The sequence below is a fragment of the Luteimonas cucumeris genome (assembly GCF_007830035.1).
Lineage (GTDB): Bacteria > Pseudomonadota > Gammaproteobacteria > Xanthomonadales > Xanthomonadaceae > Luteimonas_C > Luteimonas_C cucumeris.
This window is the reverse complement of sequence record NZ_VLKN01000001.1, coordinates 660,693-678,852: the sequence shown is the minus strand read 5'-3', so window position 1 is coordinate 678,852 and position 18,160 is coordinate 660,693. Positions and strand designations below refer to the sequence as shown.

The window sequence follows — 18,160 nt, the reverse complement described above, 5'->3', positions numbered from 1 at the left end:
AGCCACTCCATAGACCCGGAGGGCGGCGGCCATGGATGGCCGCCGTTTTCCGACCGAGCCAGGAGGGCGAGTCGGAAAATCACCGAGGACTGCAACGTGCAACGTTAGCTTTGATCGGGGAAGGTCCTTCTCTTTGGTTACTTTCTCTTGGCCCCTTCAAGAGAAAGTGACCCGCACGCGCAGCGGGCGGAAGCTCCTGCTCTTTGCAGCGAGCAGCGAAGCAAGCTCCGCTCTGCTTAAACCGCATTCCTCGTAGCGAATTTCAGAACCAGCCAAGCAAAAATAATCCAGCACCCGAGCATTTGCTCAATTTTCGGCGCAGAATCTATTCCCATGGAACGCGCCACCCACCTGCGCGAAGAATTCGCCAGCGCCCTGACCCATGGCCTCGGCGCCACCGCCGCGCTCGCTGGCGGCGCGGTGCTGATCACTCTGGCCGCACTGTACGGCGACCACTGGCAATTGATCGCCTCGATCGTATTCGGCACCAGCCTGCTGCTGCTGTACATCGCCTCGACGCTGTACCACGCCATCCAGCATCCGGTTGCCAAGGCACGGCTGAAGGTGTTCGATCATTGCGCGATCTATCTGCTGATCGCAGGCACCTACACGCCATTCACGTTGATCGGCCTGCGCGGTCCGGTCGGCTGGTGGCTGTTCGCCGCGATCTGGGCGCTGGCACTGGTCGGCGTCGTGTTCAAGCTGTTCTACACCGGTCGCTTCAAACTGTTGTCGACCGCGATCTACATCGCGATGGGCTGGCTGGTGCTGTTGGCGATCAAGCCACTGCTGGCTGCGCTGGATGGCTGGACGTTCGCCTGGTTGTTGGCCGGTGGCGTGTTCTACACGCTGGGTACGGTGTTCTACCACCGCCCTTCGTTGCCCTACTCACACGCGATCTGGCACCTGTTCGTGATCGCCGGCAGCGTTTGCCATTACGTCGCCGTGATGGCGCAGGTATTGCCGGCTCGCTGAATGCGGCGCAACGGTTTCACTCCCGTTTTACCCGCTACTGGCGATGGTGGCCCATCCCTTCGCTGCGCACTGGACGATGACGACACCTGCGCCCGCACCACCTCGACGCCCGCACTTCGTGGACGACATCGGCCGGCATCCGTTGCTGGTCGCGCTGGGGCTGCTGGTACTGGCGCTAGTGATGCTGCTCCTGCTGTGGGATTGGAACTGGTTGAAAGGACCGATCGAGAGGCGTGTCGAAGCGCAGACAGGACGCTCGCTGCAGATCGGCGGCGACCTGGACGTCGACCTGGGTCGCGTCGTGACGGTCAGCGCAGACGGTCTTCAGTTCGGAAATGCGTCGTGGTCGAAGCAGCCGGTGATGGCCTCGGCCGATCGACTCGTCATGCGCATCGAGTTGTGGCCGACGCTGATCCAGCGTCGTGAGATCGTCATCCCAGAATTGCGCCTGTCGCGACCGCAGGTACGCCTGGAAACCGGCCCCAAGGGTGTCGGCAACTGGGAATTCCTTGACGACTCCGACGACAGTGAGCCGCCGCAGTTCCGTCAGCTGTGGGTCGATGAGGGTCGTCTTCGCTTCATCGATGATCCGCAGCGAACCGATATCGACATCGCATTGCAGAGCCGTGCTCCGACCAAGCCAGGTGTCGCGCCGGCCATCGCGGTGGATGGCGGCGGCCGCTGGAAAGGCAATCGCTTCAGGCTCGAGGGACACGCCGAATCGCCGCTGGAACTGGCGCGCACCGAAGAGCCCTACCGCATCGACCTGCGCGCGGCGGCCGGACCCACACGTGCACGTGCGCGCGGCACCCTGCTGGATCCCCTGCGCCTGCGCGACTTCGATCTACGGATGACGCTGTCCGGGCAGAACCTGGACGATCTCTTTCCGTTGATCGGCATCGCGTTGCCGCCGACACCGCCTTACCGCTTCGATGGCCGCCTCACCCGCGACAGCAACACCTGGCGTTACGACGATTTCACCGGCAAGGTCGGCAACAGCGACCTGGGCGGCAGTGCGCACGTGACCACCGGCGGCGCGCGGCCGATGTTCAAGGCCAATCTGGTGTCCCAGCGGCTGGACCTGGACGACCTGGCCGGCTTCATCGGTGCCGCACCGCAGAGCGGGCGCGGCGAGGCCACCAATCCGGAACTGCAGGCGCTGGCGGCGAAGCAGGAAGCCAGTTCGCGATTGCTGCCCGACACGCCCTACGAGCTCCGCAAGCTGCGCGCGATGGACGCCGACGTGCGCCTGAAGGCACGTCGCATCAACGCGTCGTCACTGCCGATCGACAACATGGATGCGCATCTGTACCTCGACAACGGCCTGCTGCGACTCGAGCCCTTGAACTTCGGGGTCGCCGACGGCGTCATCCGGTCCAACATCCGCATGAATGCGCGCGAGGAAGTGATCCGCACGCACGCGGACATCGGCGTGCGCGGGCTCAACCTGGCCAAGCTCATGCCCGAAGCGCAGCTGGCGCAGGAAACGATCGGCCGGGTCGGCGGCAAGATCGCGGTGGACATGCGCGGCAATTCGATCGCGCGCATGCTCGGTACCGCCGATGGCGACGTCGCCGTCGGCATGGGCCGCGGCCAGATCAGCAAACTGCTGATGAAACTTGCCGGCCTGAACCTGGCCGGCGCGATCCGTACCAAGCTCACCGGCGACAAACCGATTCCGATCCGTTGCGCGTTCGGCGACTTCGTGGCCAAGGACGGACTGTTGACCACGCGTGCCCTGGTTTTCGATACCACCGACACCATCGTGCTCGGCTCCGGCACCGTGAACCTGCGCGACGAAACACTCGACCTCACGATGAACCCGCGGCCGAAAGGCCGCAGCCTGCTGTCGCTGCGATCGCCGCTCTATGTCGGGGGCACCTTCAAGAATCCCGACTTCAAACCCGATTACGCGCGCATCGGCCTGCGCGGCGCGGCCGCGCTGGCGCTGGGCGCGATCGCACCACCGGCGGCGCTGCTGGCCACCACCGAGCTGGGTGGCGGCATGGACGCGGACTGCGGCAGCCGCTCGGCGAAGTGAGCCGGCGCGATTCGTGTGCCCTGGACAGGTGCGTTGCAGTTCAATATCCCGACTTGCGAGGCAGCCATTCTGCCGGAGAAATCATGATGCGCCATCTCACTGCCGGACTTTTCACGCTCGTCCTGCTTGTCCTCGCCGCCTGCAAGCCTGCCGAGCCACCCGCCGCAACATCATCTCCATCGTCCGCTGAAACCCCGAAGGACTCCTCAGTGACGGCGAGCTATGACTGCGATGGCGGACACCGCGTCGACATCGTCGAAGAACGCACGGCCCGCATCCATCTGAGCGATGGACAACAGGTCACCATCCATTACGTGGAGAACAGCCGTCCACCCAGCTTCATGGGACGCGGCCTGCGCTTCGCGATCGGCGACCAGGCCATCATGCTGATTCCGAGCGATGGTGCCGGCGTGTCGTGCAGGCCCGCAACCTAGAGGCGCATGCACCGTACGCCTTAAGGAAACCGGATACCTTCAGCTGGCGATGTAACGCTGCAACTGGTCCAGTTCCAGTTGCTGATCCTCGATCACCGCCTTGACCAGGTCGCCGATCGACACCACGCCCAACACCGCGTCCCCGTCCACCACCGGCAGGTGGCGGATGCGTCGCTCGGTGACGATCTGCATGCAATGGTCGATGTTGTCCTGCAGTCCGACCGTGATCACGTCGGCCGTCATGATGTCGCGTACCGGCGTGTCGGCCGACGAACGTCCCTGCAACACGATCTTGCGGGCGTAATCGCGCTCCGAAAGGATGCCTGCCAGGCGGCCGCCCTGCATCACCACGACCGCTCCGATGCGTTTTTCGGCCATCAACCGGATCGCGTCGATCACCGGCGCGTCCGGACCGATCGCAAAGACCTCAGGTGCCTTCGATTCCAGCAGATGACGTACGCTGCGCATGACCGTCTCCTTTGTCTGCTTCCCCGGCAACGGAAAGACCGGGCTGGTTCCGGGTTCGTCCCGAGGATACTCCAGCGGCCGGCTGCCAGCTGTCGACGAGGTACAACGGCCGCTGCTTGGATTCCTCGTACAGGCGACCGAGGTATTCGCCGATCAATCCCAGCGCGATCAGCTGCACGCCGCCGAGGAACAGGATCACCGCCATCATCGTCGGCCAACCTGCAACCGCATCGCCCCACAACAGCGATTTCAACACGATCCATACCGCATACGCGAACGCCACCAGCGCAGTGACCAGACCCAGGTATGTGGCGGCCCGCAACGGCGCGGTGGAAAAACTGGTGATGCCTTCCAGGGCGAAATTCCACAGTTTCCACAGCCCGAACTTGCTGCGTCCCGCACTGCGCGGTTCGCGTGCATATGGAATGGCGACGGAATTGAAGCCGACCCAGCCGAACAGGCCCTTCATGAAGCGATGGCGTTCGCGCAGCTGCCGCAGTGCCGCCAACGCGCGCGGCGACAACAGTCGGAAGTCGCCGGTGTCCGGCGGAATCGGCGTTTTCGACAACCGTCCGATCACCCGATAGAAACCGTGGGCGGTGGCGCGCTTCAGCCAGCCCTCGCCTTCGCGCTGGACGCGCGTACCGTGCACATCGTCGTAGCCTTCGCGCCACTTGGCCACGAACTCCGGGATCAGTTCCGGCGGGTCCTGCCCGTCGGCGTCGAGGATCAGCGCGGCGCCTTCGACAACATGGTCCAGGCCCGCGGTCAGTGCCGCCTCCTTGCCGAAATTGCGCGACAGCCGCAGCAGTGCGACGCGCGCATCGCCCGCCGCGATGCCCTGCAGCACCGCCCATGTACCGTCGCTGCTGCCGTCGTCGACATACAGCACGCGGCCATCGATCCCACCGGCCTGCGCCAGCGCGGCGACGATGCGCGGATGCAGCAGTGGCAGCGCTTCGGCCTCGTTGAAGGCGGCGACGACGACAGTCAGGCGTTCGAGGCTCATGGCGCGATGGTAGCCGACGCCGGGGGGCAGGGCGGAACCGCCGCAGGCGATTTCACCGAATCAGTTGCGTCTCAGGGCGCGTGGCGGGATCTGCTTGCAGGTTCCGCCCTACAGGTCCTCCAGATACGCCGTGCCACCGATGGCCCGCATCTGTCGCTGGATCGCGTTCGTGCGGCGCTGCACGTACGGTCCGGGCTTGTCCACGCTGTAACGTTTGGGATTCGGCAGCACCGCCGCCAGGCGCGCGCTCTCGGCTGCGCTCAAGGCACTGGCATCCTTGCCGAAATATTCGCGCGCCGCGGCCTGCGCGCCATAAATGCCGTCGCCGAACTCGGCGTAGTTGGCGTACATCTCCAGGATGCGGTATTTGGGCCATAACGTCTCGATCAGCACCGTGTACCAGGCCTCGATGCCCTTGCGCAGCCAACTGCGCCCGCTCCAAAGGAACATGTTCTTCGCCACCTGCTGGCTGATCGTGCTGCCGCCGCGCACCTTGCGACCGCGCGCATTGTGCTTGCGCGCTTTCTCGATCGCCTTGAAGTCGAAACCATTGTGGTCGATGAAACTCTGGTCTTCGGATGCGATCAGCGCCAGCGGCAGGTAAGGCGAGATGTCCTCGAGCGGGAGCGCCTCATGCGCGAGGCGGAAACGCCAGTCGCCTTCGACCCAGGCGCCGAGCTGACGGTTGAACATGAACGCCGACATGGGCGGATCGACGAACCGCAGCATCGCCACCTGCAGCACCGAAACCAGCATCAACAGCAGGGGCACGATCAGCAGCCAGCGCCATATCCTGCGCCGCCGCGGCTTGTCGTCGACCTCCTTCATCCCCATCTATGACTGCTCCGGTCCCACTGTCCGCACATTATCCTCGACGCATGACCCTCTCCCCGACACCCACATCTTCGATCCGCGACGAACAGGATCGGCTGACCCGCTTCCTGCTGCCCCACGCGGGCGTGCGCGGCGTGCACGTGCACCTGCGGCAGACCTGGCAGCAGATCCGCGAGCGCGCGGAGTATCCGCAGGCCATTGCCGAACTGCTCGGCCAGGCAGCGGTGGCCTCGGCGCTGTTCACCGGCCACGCTAAGATCGAAGGGCGCCTGTCGGTCCAGCTGCGCGGCGAGGGCCCGTTGCGCACCCTGTTTGCCGAGTGCACGGCGGCCGGCACCTTGCGCGGCATCGCCCAGATGGGCGAGAACAGCCAATCCCTGCGTGATCTGCGTTCGCTCGGCGACGCGGCGGTACTGGCGATCACGATCGAGAATCCCAGCCCGCATGGCCGCGATCCGACCCGCTATCAGGGATTGGTACCGATCGAGTCGGAGTCGCTGGCGGGGGCCTTCGAGGACTACTTCCGCCAGTCCGAACAATTGCCCACGCGCCTGCTGCTGGCCGCCGACGGCGAGCAAGCCGCCGGCCTGATGCTGCAGAAGCTGCCCAGCGACGAAGGCGATGACGATGGCTGGGTGCGGGCCTGCGCCCTGTTCGACACGCTCGGTTCGCAGGAACTGCTGTCGGTGGCCGGCCCTTCCCTGCTCAACCGTCTGTTCCATGAAGAGGCCGGGCAGCTGCTGGCCGAGCGCCCGCTGTCCTTTGCCTGCTCCTGTTCGCGCGAGCGGGTTGCCGCCGTGCTGGAGTCGCTTGGCCCCGAGGAGGCTCGGGCCGCGCTGCAGGAAGGATTTGCCGAAATCCGATGCGAATTCTGCGGACAGGAATACAGGTTCAACCCGGATGAAATAGAAGAATTATTCGCCTCCGCCCATCTTCACGCCGCCTCCCCCGACCGGCTGCAATAACCGACAAACGGGGCGCTCGCCGCCGCCGCGGGGATTGTTAAGGAAACATAAATAAGTTAGCCTCATTCCCTGTCCGAGGGGGAACTTCGAGCCGGTAAAGCGGGTCGATTACGAGCCATGCAATCGCTACTAAAACTGCCGTTCGCCTTGTTGCTCGCGCTGGCCGCGAGTGCGGCCGCACATGCGCAATCCAGACCAGCGAATGACGCCGAAACCGCGATCCTGCCGATCTGGAACAATGCCAGCGGAAAAGTCGAAGCAGCGCTGTACCTGGAACCCACCGGCGATACATCCACCGGCGCGCGCTGGCACTTCGGCAAGTACACACTGGACACCAAGGTCGGCCTCGGCGCCGGTGAATCGCTGGCGCTGCTGTGCGATCGCAAGACCGGTATTTCCAGCGCGATCGGCAGCCTGACCGAAAACTGCTTCATTGGCGCGCTCGACAACCAGTACAGCACGCCCAGCAAGCGGGCCAACGCCGGCATCATCCTCAATCGTGGCGGCACGCGGCTCGGCCTGACCGGCGGCACCGCCCGCGACACGCTGCCCGGTTGGCTGGTGGCGAGCGGCATGAACAACACCCAGCTCGAACAGAACGACCTGACGCTGTTCGCCGAGAAGAGCATCGGTCGCAATGGCGTGGTCAGCATCGGTGGCACCACGGCCAAGGCGCGGCTGGTACCCGCCGCCGACCTGCCCGCGGGCCTGACCGATCGCTGGAATACCAAGAGCCTGTCCGTGGGCGGTGGCGTCGGTGCGTTCAGCGCCAACATCATCGGCCGCGTCGTGGACGTGCCGGGACGCGCCGAGAACTGGGAAGGCCTCGGCCTGGGCGTGACCTGGCGTACGCCATGGAGCGGCCAGCTAACCGTTGGTGCTGAGAATGTCGTCACCCGCGGCAAGAATCCGTTCTCGCCCAGCAACACCAGCAACGACGACGGCACCGTCCCGTACGTGCGCTACGAGCAGGACCTCTGATCGGCCGAACCGGCCTCGTGGGTCGTTCAACAAACTCTTCGACTAAACAGTACCTGCGGTACGGCATCGGCCTTGCCAAGTCGAGCCTGCGCGCTCGATTTGCGCACGATGCCGCGAAGCAGTCGTCCACGCTCGGTGCCAACCGTGCGTCACGCACGGAGAACAGCCCGACCTTCAGCTCACACCCAAGGCATCGATCAACGGCCGCAGCTTGTCCTGGTAGGGCAGCCACTTCGGCTGTTCGCGCGCGGTCACCTTGTCGCGCACCTGCACCGCACTGGCCGTGGCCACGCCACGCGAACGCCGCTGCAACTCGAGCATTTCCGGCTGGTAAGGCAGCCCGCAGAACACCATCACCTCGCGCATGACCGCCTCCGGCTCGCGCGTCAACCTGGCGTAATCCACGTCCAGGATGCGGCCCGGATATGCCTCGTGCCAATGCGCCATCAGGCGCTGGTACTGGCGATGGAAATCGGCCAGCTCGATCAGGTCGTAGGAATAGGGATTGGCGTCCGAAAACAGTTCGCGCAGGTTGGAAAAGCAGGTCTCGATCGGATCGCGCACCATGTGTAGCAACCTGGCCTGCGGCAGCGCACGGCAGATGAAACCGGCATTGAGGAAATTGGACGGCAGCTTGTCGGTGAAACAGGGCTCTTTGCCAAGGCGCCATTCCATGCCTTTCAGATAGCCCGCACCGACCGCTGCATAGTCGATACCGCGTGCGCGCTCGACGATGGTGGCGTCGATCACGCCCCGGCAATGGTGGTCGGTGGCATTGCGCATCTGGCTGGTGAAGTCGTACAGCTCCCCCACGCCGCGCACATCGCCATGGCCGTCAAGCAGCTGCTCCAGCAGGGTCGTGCCGGAACGATGCATGCCGATGATGAAGACCGGTACGCGCACGCCCTCGATCGCCTGGAAGGAAGGCGCGCGCGGCGGCGTCGGAAGTTCGATCAACCTGTCGACCAGCACGCGCGATTCCTCGATGCGATAGTTCAGGCGCGACCGCTTGGCTCGGCAGGCCTGTTCCAGCGCTAGCCAGGCACCTTCGTAATCGCCCAGATCGTCCAGTTCCTTGTGCAGGGCATTGGCCAGCAAAGCGATCTCATCAGCATTGCGTCCCGGTCGGGCAAGTTGCCGGCGGATCGCATCGACATGATTTGCTTCGGGTTGTTGCTTGCGCAGGCGCGACAGCAGCCAGTAGGTCTGGGCGATTTCCGGTGCGCGGGCCAGCACCCGCTGCAGGTCTTCCTCGGCTTCATCGAACCGGCCCAGATAAGTCAGCACCTGGCTACGCGCCAGCAGTGTCGCGGGATAGCCCGGATCGGCGCGCTTGGCCTCGTCGAGGAACATCAGCGCATGGTCCTGCTCATTGAGGTAGCTCAGCTGCGCCGCGAATGCCAGCAGCAGCGGGATGCCGACCCGCTCCAGTGGCGGCAGCCGCGCGATGCAATCGTGCAGTGCGCCGGCCTCATTGAAAGTCCGCAGCCGCGCGATCAGTTCCTTCAGCACCCGCGGCTCGTCCGGCTTAGCCGCGGCCGCCTGCAAGGCGTATTCGCGCGCGGTCCGATAGTGCCCGGCCAGCGAATGCACGTACGACAACTGCACCAGCACGTTGGCGTCGCCTGGCCGCAATCGCAGCACCGCCTCGTAGCTTTCGATGGCGCGCGGCCAATCCTTCTGCGCTGCCTGGGATTCCGCCTGCATCAGCAGGTCGCGGATCTGCGTGTTGGATTGGGTCATCGGCGATCGAGTCGGAAAATACGAGAAGAACGCGGGGGCCAATCATGCCACGTGGCGACCACCCGCCATGCACCGCAAGCCCTCAGGGCAGGCAACCGGCAGCGCGCAGCTTTTCCTCGAGCGGCCGCAGGGGCTCGGCATAGCGCGTCCAGGCATCCAGGTTGCCAGCGTGTATCGGCTGCCGTACCTGCGAACTGCTGGCCGTGGAAACCGGCGTCGCATTGCGTGTGATGTCGATGCTTTCCGGCGTGTAGGCCACGCCGCAGAATTCCATCACGGCGCGGACGGCGCCCGCAGGATCGGTGACCAGCTCCTCGTATCGCACCGTATGCACGTGTTCCGGCATCACGCGCTCCCAGTGCGCCCGCAGCTTGTCAAAGCCGGCGTAATGCGATGCCAGATCTCCCAGGTCGTAGCTGTAGCCATAGGCATCTCCGGAAAACAGTTCTTTGAGATTGGAGAAGCACGTGTCCATGGGATTGCGCAGCACGCAGACAATCCGGGCCTGCGGCAGCGCCTTGCGGATCAGTCCGGCGTTGTAGAAATTCAGCGGATTCTTGTCGATCAGGTAGCGGCGCCCGTTCGCCAGCGCATCGGTACGGCGCAGGTATTCCTTGCCGATGGCCGCGTAATCCGCCGATCCCAGTCGATCCAGCGATCGCTCGCGCAGTGGACTGGTGAAGAAATGATCGGTCTCCCAACTCACCGAATGACCGAAATCATTCAATTCGCCGGCGGTGGCAATTTCGGGATGATTGCTGAGGATGCGCTCCAGCAGCGTCGTGCCGGTGCGTGGCATGCCGACGATGAAGATTGGGATGCGCTTGCCGATCGTTTCATCGGGCCCTTCAAGGAAATCTGCATCAGCGAACTGCTGCCATGCCGCAAGGCGGCGCTGTTCCACTACCGCGTCGTAAGGAAGCATCGTGCGCATCAGCCTCGCACCTTCCTGAAGTTCCGGCCACGCCTGCTTTACGTCGCCGACATCGTCCAGTTCCTTGAACAATGCATAGCAAAGATGGACGTACTCCAGCGAACCCGCGGGCAGCGACGCTTTCACCTGCCGCAGGCGGTCGATGCGACTGCCCGGTGGCCCGGCTTTCTGGTGATAGGCCAGCGACCAGTGCGCAAAGGCGTAATTGGGCGCCAGCGCCAGGCAGTGTTCGTACTCGGCCGTGGCCTCGTCGATACGACCGCAGTAGCGCAGCGCATTGGCGCGCGAATAGCTGAGCAGGTGGTGGGCGCGAACATGGCGGTTGGCCTCGTCGATCAGCCGCAGCGCCGCGTCGTACTCACCGATCAGCCAAAGATGCTGCGACAGCACCGCCGACTGGCCAATGACGTCGCGATGCGACCAGTCCGCATTGATGATGAGATCGCGTATCGCGCCGCGCTCGTCGAACGACAATAGCTGCATGGTGACGAACGGCAGCGTCTTCCAGGCCTGCCGCTCGCGTACCGCCTTGGCCGCATTGAGAATGTGCAGGCGCGCAGCGCGATATTCGCCTTCCATTCCCTCCAGCACCGACAGCCGCAACCACGCCGCAGCCTGTCCTGCGTCGAGCCGCAGGATCGATTCGTAGACGGCCTTGGCCGCCTGCGTATTGCGCGCGGCTTCGAAGCCCTGCGCCTCGGCCCAATGGCGCGCCAGCGTCTCTTGCATTGACATTCCCGGAAGATCGACCTGCATAGGATACCCGCCGACCGGCCCGGCCGAGCCACACGATCATGCCACGCCCGCCTGGCCTGCTGTTTCTTGTGCCACACCCCAACTGTCATCCCGAGCGCAGCGAGGGATCTGCTTTCCGGCTTCGGAGATTTCTAAAGACACCCGAGGCTGCAACCGGAAGAAGATGCGCCGCCAGCCCGAAATCCATTTCCAGCCTTTCGCTGCCCCTGCACTGCAGTACTCACCGCAAAAGAAAACGGCCGCCCCGAAGGACGGCCGCTGAAACACAACAACATTTTTCGAACGATCAGAAGTCGTACTGGACCATGAAACGGACTTGGCGCGGTGCCTGCCAGTTGAGCGGGCTCAAGTAGGTCGTGTTGAGCACCGCATCCGGGCTACCGGTGGCATCTTCACCCTCCTCATCGACCGCGGTTGGCTTGTCCGAGTTGAACACGTTGAATACGTCGATCTTGAACTGCAGACCCTCGGCAAATGCCGGACGGTAAGCCACGTTGAGATCCAGCGTGTTGGTCCACGGCGTACGTCCCACCGTACCGCGCGGCACAATCGTGCTACCGCCTGCCTCAGCATCGCTCGCATCACAGGAGAAGTAGGCGACACGATAATGGACCGGGTCATCAGCGTAGATGCCGATGCAGTTCTGCGGACGGCCCGACTGCACCATGAAGTTCGCACCAACCGACCATTCGTCGTTGAACTGGTAGTTGCCGAACAGCTTCAGGCTGTGACGACGGTCGTTCGGCAGGTAACCGTACGAACCGAACATCAGTTCCGGATAGTCGAAGTCCTGGGTGGTGCCGGTATCGCCTTGGCCGATGTCCGACTTCACGCCGCCTTCGCTATTGCCGCGGCTGTTTGCCAGCGTGTACGAGCCCTGCACGAAGAACTTGTCCCAGGAACCTTCCCAGAAGAATTCGATCGCGCTGTAGGAACGCTTGGCTTCAGGCCCGAGCTTGTCGGCGGCGATCCGGACGGATTCCAGAGAACCATTGCCGTCGATATCCATGTCCCAAACGCCGTCGCTGCCCGGGTTGTACAACCGGCAATACGGGAAGGCGGGGTTGCCCCAGGCCAGATCGGCCGGGTCGTAGCCATTTTCGACGGCCCATTCCTCGACGGGACGCGGATCGCAGACATCGTCGATCGCTCGCTGGAGCTTGCGGTAGATACCACGCACGCCGCCCGACAGGTGATCGGTCAACTGCGCCTGGAAGCCAAGGATGTATTCATCCTGATACATCGGCTCGAGGTTGGTCGACGCGATCGAACGCGGGTCCTTGGCTTGACCGGACTCGCCATTCGCATAGAAGGGGCCCTGGTAGGCGCATGCGTCCACGGTGCAGGGCGCCTGACCCAGCGGCGTCGAACTTCCATCCGTCGCAATGCCAGTGTAGGTGAAGTCCTGGATCTGGTAGATCGACGCACTGGCGCCGCGGATCGCGACGTTGGCAGTGAGAGGCAGCGCGTAACGGCCAGCGTTACCGAACACCTTGAACGTGGAATCGCCCAGCACATCCCACGAGAAGCCCAGACGCGGCGCGAACTGGTTGTCGATCTTGACGTAGCTCTCGCCGAGGCCGTTCTTGTTCTCGAAGCTGTCCCAACGCACGCCTGCGTACAGCAGGAAGTTGTCGGTAACGTTCCAGCTGTCTTCCAGGTAGAAGGCCTCCTGGTTGACTTCGACGGTGGCACCTTGACGGATGTCGTAGCGGCGCACGAAATCCTGGCCTTCGGATTGCAGGTACTGGTAGTAGTAGCCGCCCGAGTAGACCGAGCCATCAACAGTGGTGAAGTTGTCGACGTCGTAACCAAAGCGGATCTGGTGATCACCCAGCAGCCATTCGGCATCGATGCGGTACTGGTCACGCTCGTCGCCGCCGTCCTTGCGGGTCAGGGAGCCCACGAAGTCGCAACCGACGATCGAACCCGTCGCCTGCTGCACGCTGCTCGGACGTCCGTCACGGACGATCGGGCAGCCACCGACCGGATCGTTCAGGTCGCCGCTGTATTCCATGCGGCCGCCGTTGGGCAGGATTGCGTACTGACGACGCTGGAATTCACCGTGGCCAGCCAATGCCGACAAGGTGAAGTTGTCCGCCAGGTAGCCGGTGTACTTCAACGAGTAGCTCTCACCGCCCTCTTCCTCATGGATGGTGCCAACGTAGTCAAGGCGACGCGGGTTTTCCGCGCTACGTGCCGACGTGGTACCGAAACCGGTGTTGTAGTAGCGAGTCTCGGTTTCGCGCGTATCCGAGAAAGCTGTCAGTGCCAGCAGATGGTCATCGGTGATGTTCCAGTCCACCTTTGCCAGCCAGGTCGGCGACTTCTCGCGCGCACGGTTGTTGCGGCCACCGGACACGCCATCGGTCGATCCCGGATAGGAATCAAAAACGGAGCGGCCGTACTGCACCAGGCCATAGGCAAACAACTTGTCCTTGATCAGCGCGCCGCTGGCCCAGGCCGCGGCCGTTGCTTCCCAGCCGTTGTCCTTGGAGTTGTCCGAAACCAGACGACCATTGTTGTAGAAGTAGTTCGGGTTGGTTTCGCGCAGCGATTCCGGCGAGTAGAAGATGTTGGCACCGGCCTTGAACTCGTTGGTACCACTCTTGGTGATCATGTTGATCACGCCGCCGGTCGAACGGCCAAACTCTGCGCCGTAGCCACCGGTCTTGACCTGCTGCTCGGCGATCGCCTCGAACGGGATCTGGGCGAAGTTCAGGCCCTTGAACGAGTTGGTGATGTTGAAGCCGTTGACGTAGTACTGGTTCTCGGCGACCGACGAGCCGCCGAACGAGGCCAGCTTGCCGAACGCGGCATCGCCACGCACGGTGCCTGGCGCCAGCAGCGCGACGCTGGTGGCATCACGCGCCACCGGGATCTTGGCGATCTGCTCGGCGGTCATGATGGTGGTGGATTCGACCGAGCTCACGTCGATCGGATTGATCGAACCGCTGCCTACGACAGTGACCGTATCCAACGTTTGAGCATCGCCGCTGACGAAGCTGATGTTGGCGGTGGTGCCGACGTTGATCGTCGCGGTGCGGGTGCTGGTGCTGCCGTCGGCACCCTTACGGGTGATGTTGTAGGTGCCGATCGGCACCTGCGGCACGCGATAGCTGCCGTCGCTGCTGACGGTAATGGTGCGCGAGAAGCCGGTAGCCGGATTCTCGATGGTGATGGTGTCACCGGTCACGGCGCGGCCGGATACCGCACCCGCGGCGTTGCTTTGCGCGTGCACGCCACCTACGAAGCTCAGACCGAGTGCAACGGTCAGCGCGCTCCGCTTCAGGCCTTTGACAAGGTACTTAGAAGCCATTGATTGAAACCCCCGTGGGACTGTTGACCTAAAAGAACAGCAAGTGAAGTCAGGCCGAAAGGCGGCACGACCGGCCGACTATAGATCAGCGAACAAATCCTTAACAAGGGTCTTTGGCGTAATTTTTTCTTATTAATCAATCACATACACAACAGCAGAAGAGTGCGCCTGTCCTTGTGGTCACCATGCCTTTGTGCACATGCCCATATGAAATATCACTGTTTTCATCCGTAGATGATCCTTTGATTGTGCTTATCGTTGTTTTTATAGGCTGAAGGTCATGCCAGCGGCAGGCGGAAAATATGACCTTCTTCCCAGCGATCCCGAGGCCCAGCTGTAATGCGGTTGCGCCCTTTTGGCCGGTGCTCCGTAGAACCTGCAGAGGTGCCGTCCGGGACTACTGCGGAGAGACTCCAACAGCCGCGACAGCCGTGTTGGCCTACTCCGCACCCAATAAAAAGCCGCTGGCCCGAAGGCCAGCGGCTAAGGTCAACATCCTGATTCTTGATCGCTTATCAGAAGTCGTACTGAACCATGAAGCGCACCGAACGCGGCGCCTGGAACGACAATGGCAGGAACGCTGTCTCCAGTCGTGTGCCCGAAGTTCCGTCTTCGACCTGCTCGTTCACCGAGGTCACCTTGCGCGAGTTCAATACGTTGAAGATGTCCATCTTGAACTGCAGACCTTCGGCGAAGGCAGGGCGGTAGGCGACGTTCATGTCGACATTACTGCTCCACGCCAAGCGGCCATAGGAGCCGCGCGGTGTCGCGATTCCATCGCAGCGGAAGAACGAAGAGCCGTACGGATGTGCAGCAACGTCCGGACCCGGATCGGTGTCGAGGATGCCCAGGCAGTTCTGCGGACGACCCGACTGCACCAGCAGGTTGGCACCCACCGACCACTCGTCGGTGATGTCGTAGTTGCCGAACAGCTTCAGGCTATGGCGGCGATCATTCGGCAGGTAGCCGAAGCTGTCCACCGTCAGTTCGAGGTAGTCGAAGTCCTGCGTCACGTTGGTATCGGACTGGCCGATGTCGGACTTGACGCCGCCCTCGGTGTTGCCGCGGCTGCGAGCGTAGGTGTACGAACCCTGCAGGAAGAACTTGTCCCAGTTGCCGTCGAAGAAGAACTCCAGTGCCGAGTACTTGCGTTTCGCCTGCGGGCTGAGCATTTCGCCAGGAACAGTAGTTTCCTTCAGGACGCCGTCGCCGTACAGGTCAGTTAGGAACACCGCATCTTCGCCTGGATTGAACATGCGGCAGTACGGGAAGCCCGTGTTCGGCAATGCCGCGAAGCGATCGTTGCCATCTGCCCAGCCGAGGAAATGATCTTCGGCATCGAAGCGTGGCGTGAAGCCTTCGGTGCGGAGAATGGCCGTGTAGTCGCAATTGTCGTCGATCGCCGCCTTCAAGTCGCGGTAGATGGCGCGGATACCGAGCGAGAAGTTGTCGTTCAGTGCCTTCTGGAAGCCAAGGATGTACTCGTCCTGATACATCGGCTCCAGGTTCTTGGAGGCGATGGTCAGCGGGTTCTTGGCTTCACCGAACTCGCCATTGACATAACGGAAATTGCCCCATGATGTCAGACCAGTCGGCGCACCTGTTTCGGGATCGAAACCGGTATAGTCGAACTCTTCGCGGGTGAACAGCGAGGCGCTGGCGCCACGCACCGCTACCGTCGCCGTCAAGGGCAGGGCATAACGTCCCGCATTACCGAATACCTTGAACGTCGAATCGCCATACACGTCCCACGAGAAGCCCAGGCGCGGGCCAAACTGGTTCGTGATGTCGACATAAGCCTGGCCTTGGCCGTTGATGTTCTTGAAGCTGTCCCAGCGGCCGCCGAGATACGCGATGAAGTTGTCGGTGATGTTCCAGCTGTCCTGAATGTAGTACGCGCGCTGCTCGACCTTGACTACAGCACCTTGGTTGACTATCTGTTCGCGGACGAAGTCGGTTTCATCGCCATTGTTCTCGATGCCATCCGGATCGTCGGTACGGTAGCTCCATACGCGGCCACCTTCAAACGAACCACCATCGACCGATTCGAAATCATCGACGTCATAACCGAACCGAAGCAGGTGGTCACCCAACTGCCACTCGGCGTCGATACGGTACTGCTCGCGAGTATCCTCTGCGTCCTCTCGAGTGATCGCACCGCCGGTAATGTTGCAAGGGCTGGCGCGGGTACCATCAAGCGCACGGCGATAGCCCGGACGCAAATCGGTGATGATCGGGCAGCCCGTGGCGGGCACACTGATGTCACCACCATAAGACACGTCGATACCGCCTGCCGTGCGCAGGCGCTGCGAACGCGAGAACGTACTCCGGCCGGCTAGTGCCGACAGGGTAAAGCTGTCGGTCAGGTAGCCAGTGTACTTCAGAACATAGTTATCGCCGCCCTGCTCGGTCATGTTGACGCCGAGGAAGTCATTGCGGTTGAGCTGGCCGAGGTCGTTGAGGTAGACGTTGCTGTCGGTTTCCTGCTTGTCAGAGAACGCAGTCAGTTCCAGCAGGTGGTTGTCGGTGATGTTCCAGTCCATCTTCAACAGCCAGTTCGGCTTGTTGGTCCGATTACTGGTGTTGGTGGACGCGACGACGCTGCCCCAGGTGTCGCTTTCGAGGCGGCCGTAGGAGATCAGTCCGTAGGCGAACAGCTTGTCCTTGATCAGCGCACCGCTGGCCCAGATGGACGCCGTTGCCTCCCACTGTGTGTCGTCGGAGTTGTCCTGGCGGAGTTCGCCAGTCGTCAAATAAGTGTTCCTCTGCTCCGAACGCAGCGCTTCCGGCTCCCAGAAGATATTGCCACCGGCATGGAACTCATTGGTGCCGCGCTTGGTGATCATGTTGACCACGCCACCCAGCGAACGACCGAACTCGGCGCCGTAGCCACCGGTCTTGATCTGCTGCTCGGCAATCGCCTCGTACGGGATCTGGGCGAAGTTGAGGTTCTGGAACGTGTTGGTGATGTTGAAGCCGTTGACGTAGTACTGATTCTCCGCGACGGACGCGCCGCCGAAGGAAGCCAGGTTGCCGAACGCCGCATCGCCGCGCACCGTGCCCGGCGCCAGCAGCGCCACGCTGGTCGCATCGCGCGCTACCGGGATCTTGGCGATCTGCTCGGCGGTCAGGATGGTGGTGGACTCGACCGAAGACACGTCGATCGGGTTGATCGCACCGGTACCGACAACGGTCACAGTATCCAGCGTCTGCGCGTCGCCGGTGCCGCTGACAAATGCGACATTGGCCGCAGTCCCTACGCTGACGTTGGCGGTGCGCGTGCTGGTGGTGCCGTCCGCACCCTTTCGGGTGATCGTGTACTGGCCGATCGGCACTTGCGAGACGCGGAAGCTGCCGTCGCCACTGACGGCGACAGTACGCGAGAAGCCGGTAGCCGGGTTCTCAATGGTGATGGTGTCGCCCGCAACCGCACGACCGACCACCGCACCTGCGGTGTTCGTCTGTGCTTGGACGCCGCCTACGAAGCTCAGACCGAGTGCAACGGTCAGTGCGCTTCGCTTCAAGCCTTTGACTAGGTGCTTAGAAGCCATTTGTGTAACCCCCATGGACAGGTGACCTGAAATTGAAAATAGGTTCGTCAAGGGCCGAAAGACGGCATGACCCTCCGACTATAGATCAGGCAACAAATCTTTAACAAGTCTATTAAAGAGAATTTACGTTGCCAAATAGCCTATTCAGGT

General features: G+C 62.6%; 12 protein-coding genes. 5 read left to right on the top strand and 7 right to left on the bottom strand.

Features of this window, described 5'->3' with window-relative positions; genetic code table 11:
• Positions 1–333 precede the first annotated feature (333 nt).
• The 3 genes from trhA to IP90_RS03025 all read left to right on the top strand — a co-directional run bounded on the left by trhA (position 334) and on the right by IP90_RS03025 (position 3,450).
• A complete protein-coding gene (gene trhA / locus IP90_RS03035; protein WP_144898125.1) occupies positions 334–975 on the top strand; it encodes a PAQR family membrane homeostasis protein TrhA in 642 nt (213 codons plus the stop codon).
• A 118-nt stretch (positions 976–1,093) separates the two neighbouring features.
• Positions 1,094–3,016, top strand: coding sequence for an AsmA family protein (locus tag IP90_RS03030; RefSeq protein ID WP_242007456.1), 1,923 nt, complete (start codon positions 1,094–1,096; stop codon positions 3,014–3,016).
• An 83-nt stretch (positions 3,017–3,099) separates the two neighbouring features.
• Positions 3,100–3,450: a hypothetical protein gene (locus tag IP90_RS03025; protein ID WP_144898123.1), complete on the top strand. Its 351-nt coding sequence runs from the start codon at positions 3,100–3,102 to the stop codon at positions 3,448–3,450.
• A 39-nt stretch (positions 3,451–3,489) separates the two neighbouring features.
• On the opposite strand, the gene IP90_RS03020 is transcribed toward IP90_RS03025, so the two are convergent.
• From IP90_RS03020 to mtgA, 3 genes are all read right to left on the bottom strand, one after another.
• Positions 3,490–3,918: a CBS domain-containing protein gene (locus tag IP90_RS03020; protein WP_144898122.1), complete on the bottom strand. Its 429-nt coding sequence runs from the start codon at positions 3,916–3,918 to the stop codon at positions 3,490–3,492.
• A complete protein-coding gene (locus tag IP90_RS03015) occupies positions 3,878–4,927 on the bottom strand; it encodes a glycosyltransferase family 2 protein (protein ID WP_144898121.1) in 1,050 nt (349 codons plus the stop codon). The genes IP90_RS03020 and IP90_RS03015 overlap by 41 nt, the downstream gene beginning before the upstream one ends.
• A 108-nt stretch (positions 4,928–5,035) precedes the next feature.
• On the bottom strand, positions 5,036–5,761 hold the full coding sequence (gene mtgA / locus IP90_RS03010) for a monofunctional biosynthetic peptidoglycan transglycosylase (protein WP_144898120.1): 726 nt from the start codon (positions 5,759–5,761) through the stop codon (positions 5,036–5,038).
• A gap of 44 nt (positions 5,762–5,805) precedes the next feature.
• On the opposite strand from mtgA, the gene hslO reads away from it, so the two are divergent.
• Both hslO and IP90_RS03000 read left to right on the top strand, forming a co-directional pair.
• Complete coding sequence (gene hslO, locus IP90_RS03005; protein ID WP_144898119.1) at positions 5,806–6,726, top strand: Hsp33 family molecular chaperone HslO; 921 nt, start codon at positions 5,806–5,808, stop codon at positions 6,724–6,726.
• Positions 6,727–6,843: 117 nt separating this feature from the next.
• Positions 6,844–7,707, top strand: coding sequence for an XOO1806 family protein (locus IP90_RS03000; RefSeq protein ID WP_144898118.1), 864 nt, complete (start codon positions 6,844–6,846; stop codon positions 7,705–7,707).
• Positions 7,708–7,881: 174 nt separating this feature from the next.
• Here IP90_RS03000 and IP90_RS02995 read toward each other — a convergent pair whose 3' ends face one another.
• The 4 genes from IP90_RS02995 to IP90_RS02980 form a co-directional block, all read right to left on the bottom strand.
• Positions 7,882–9,450: a tetratricopeptide repeat-containing sulfotransferase family protein gene (locus IP90_RS02995; RefSeq protein WP_144898117.1), complete on the bottom strand. Its 1,569-nt coding sequence runs from the start codon at positions 9,448–9,450 to the stop codon at positions 7,882–7,884.
• Between the two features lie 82 nt (positions 9,451–9,532).
• Positions 9,533–11,113 carry a sulfotransferase gene (locus IP90_RS02990; RefSeq protein WP_158635256.1) on the bottom strand — a complete coding sequence of 527 codons (1,581 nt, stop codon included), beginning with the start codon at positions 11,111–11,113 and terminating at the stop codon, positions 9,533–9,535.
• Between the two features lie 313 nt (positions 11,114–11,426).
• Positions 11,427–14,459 (bottom strand): TonB-dependent receptor, encoded by a 3,033-nt coding sequence (locus IP90_RS02985; RefSeq protein WP_144898115.1) that lies wholly within the window; start codon positions 14,457–14,459, stop codon positions 11,427–11,429.
• Between the two features lie 515 nt (positions 14,460–14,974).
• Positions 14,975–18,061 (bottom strand): TonB-dependent receptor, encoded by a 3,087-nt coding sequence (locus IP90_RS02980; protein WP_144898114.1) that lies wholly within the window; start codon positions 18,059–18,061, stop codon positions 14,975–14,977.
• Between the last annotated feature and the right edge of the window lie 99 nt (positions 18,062–18,160).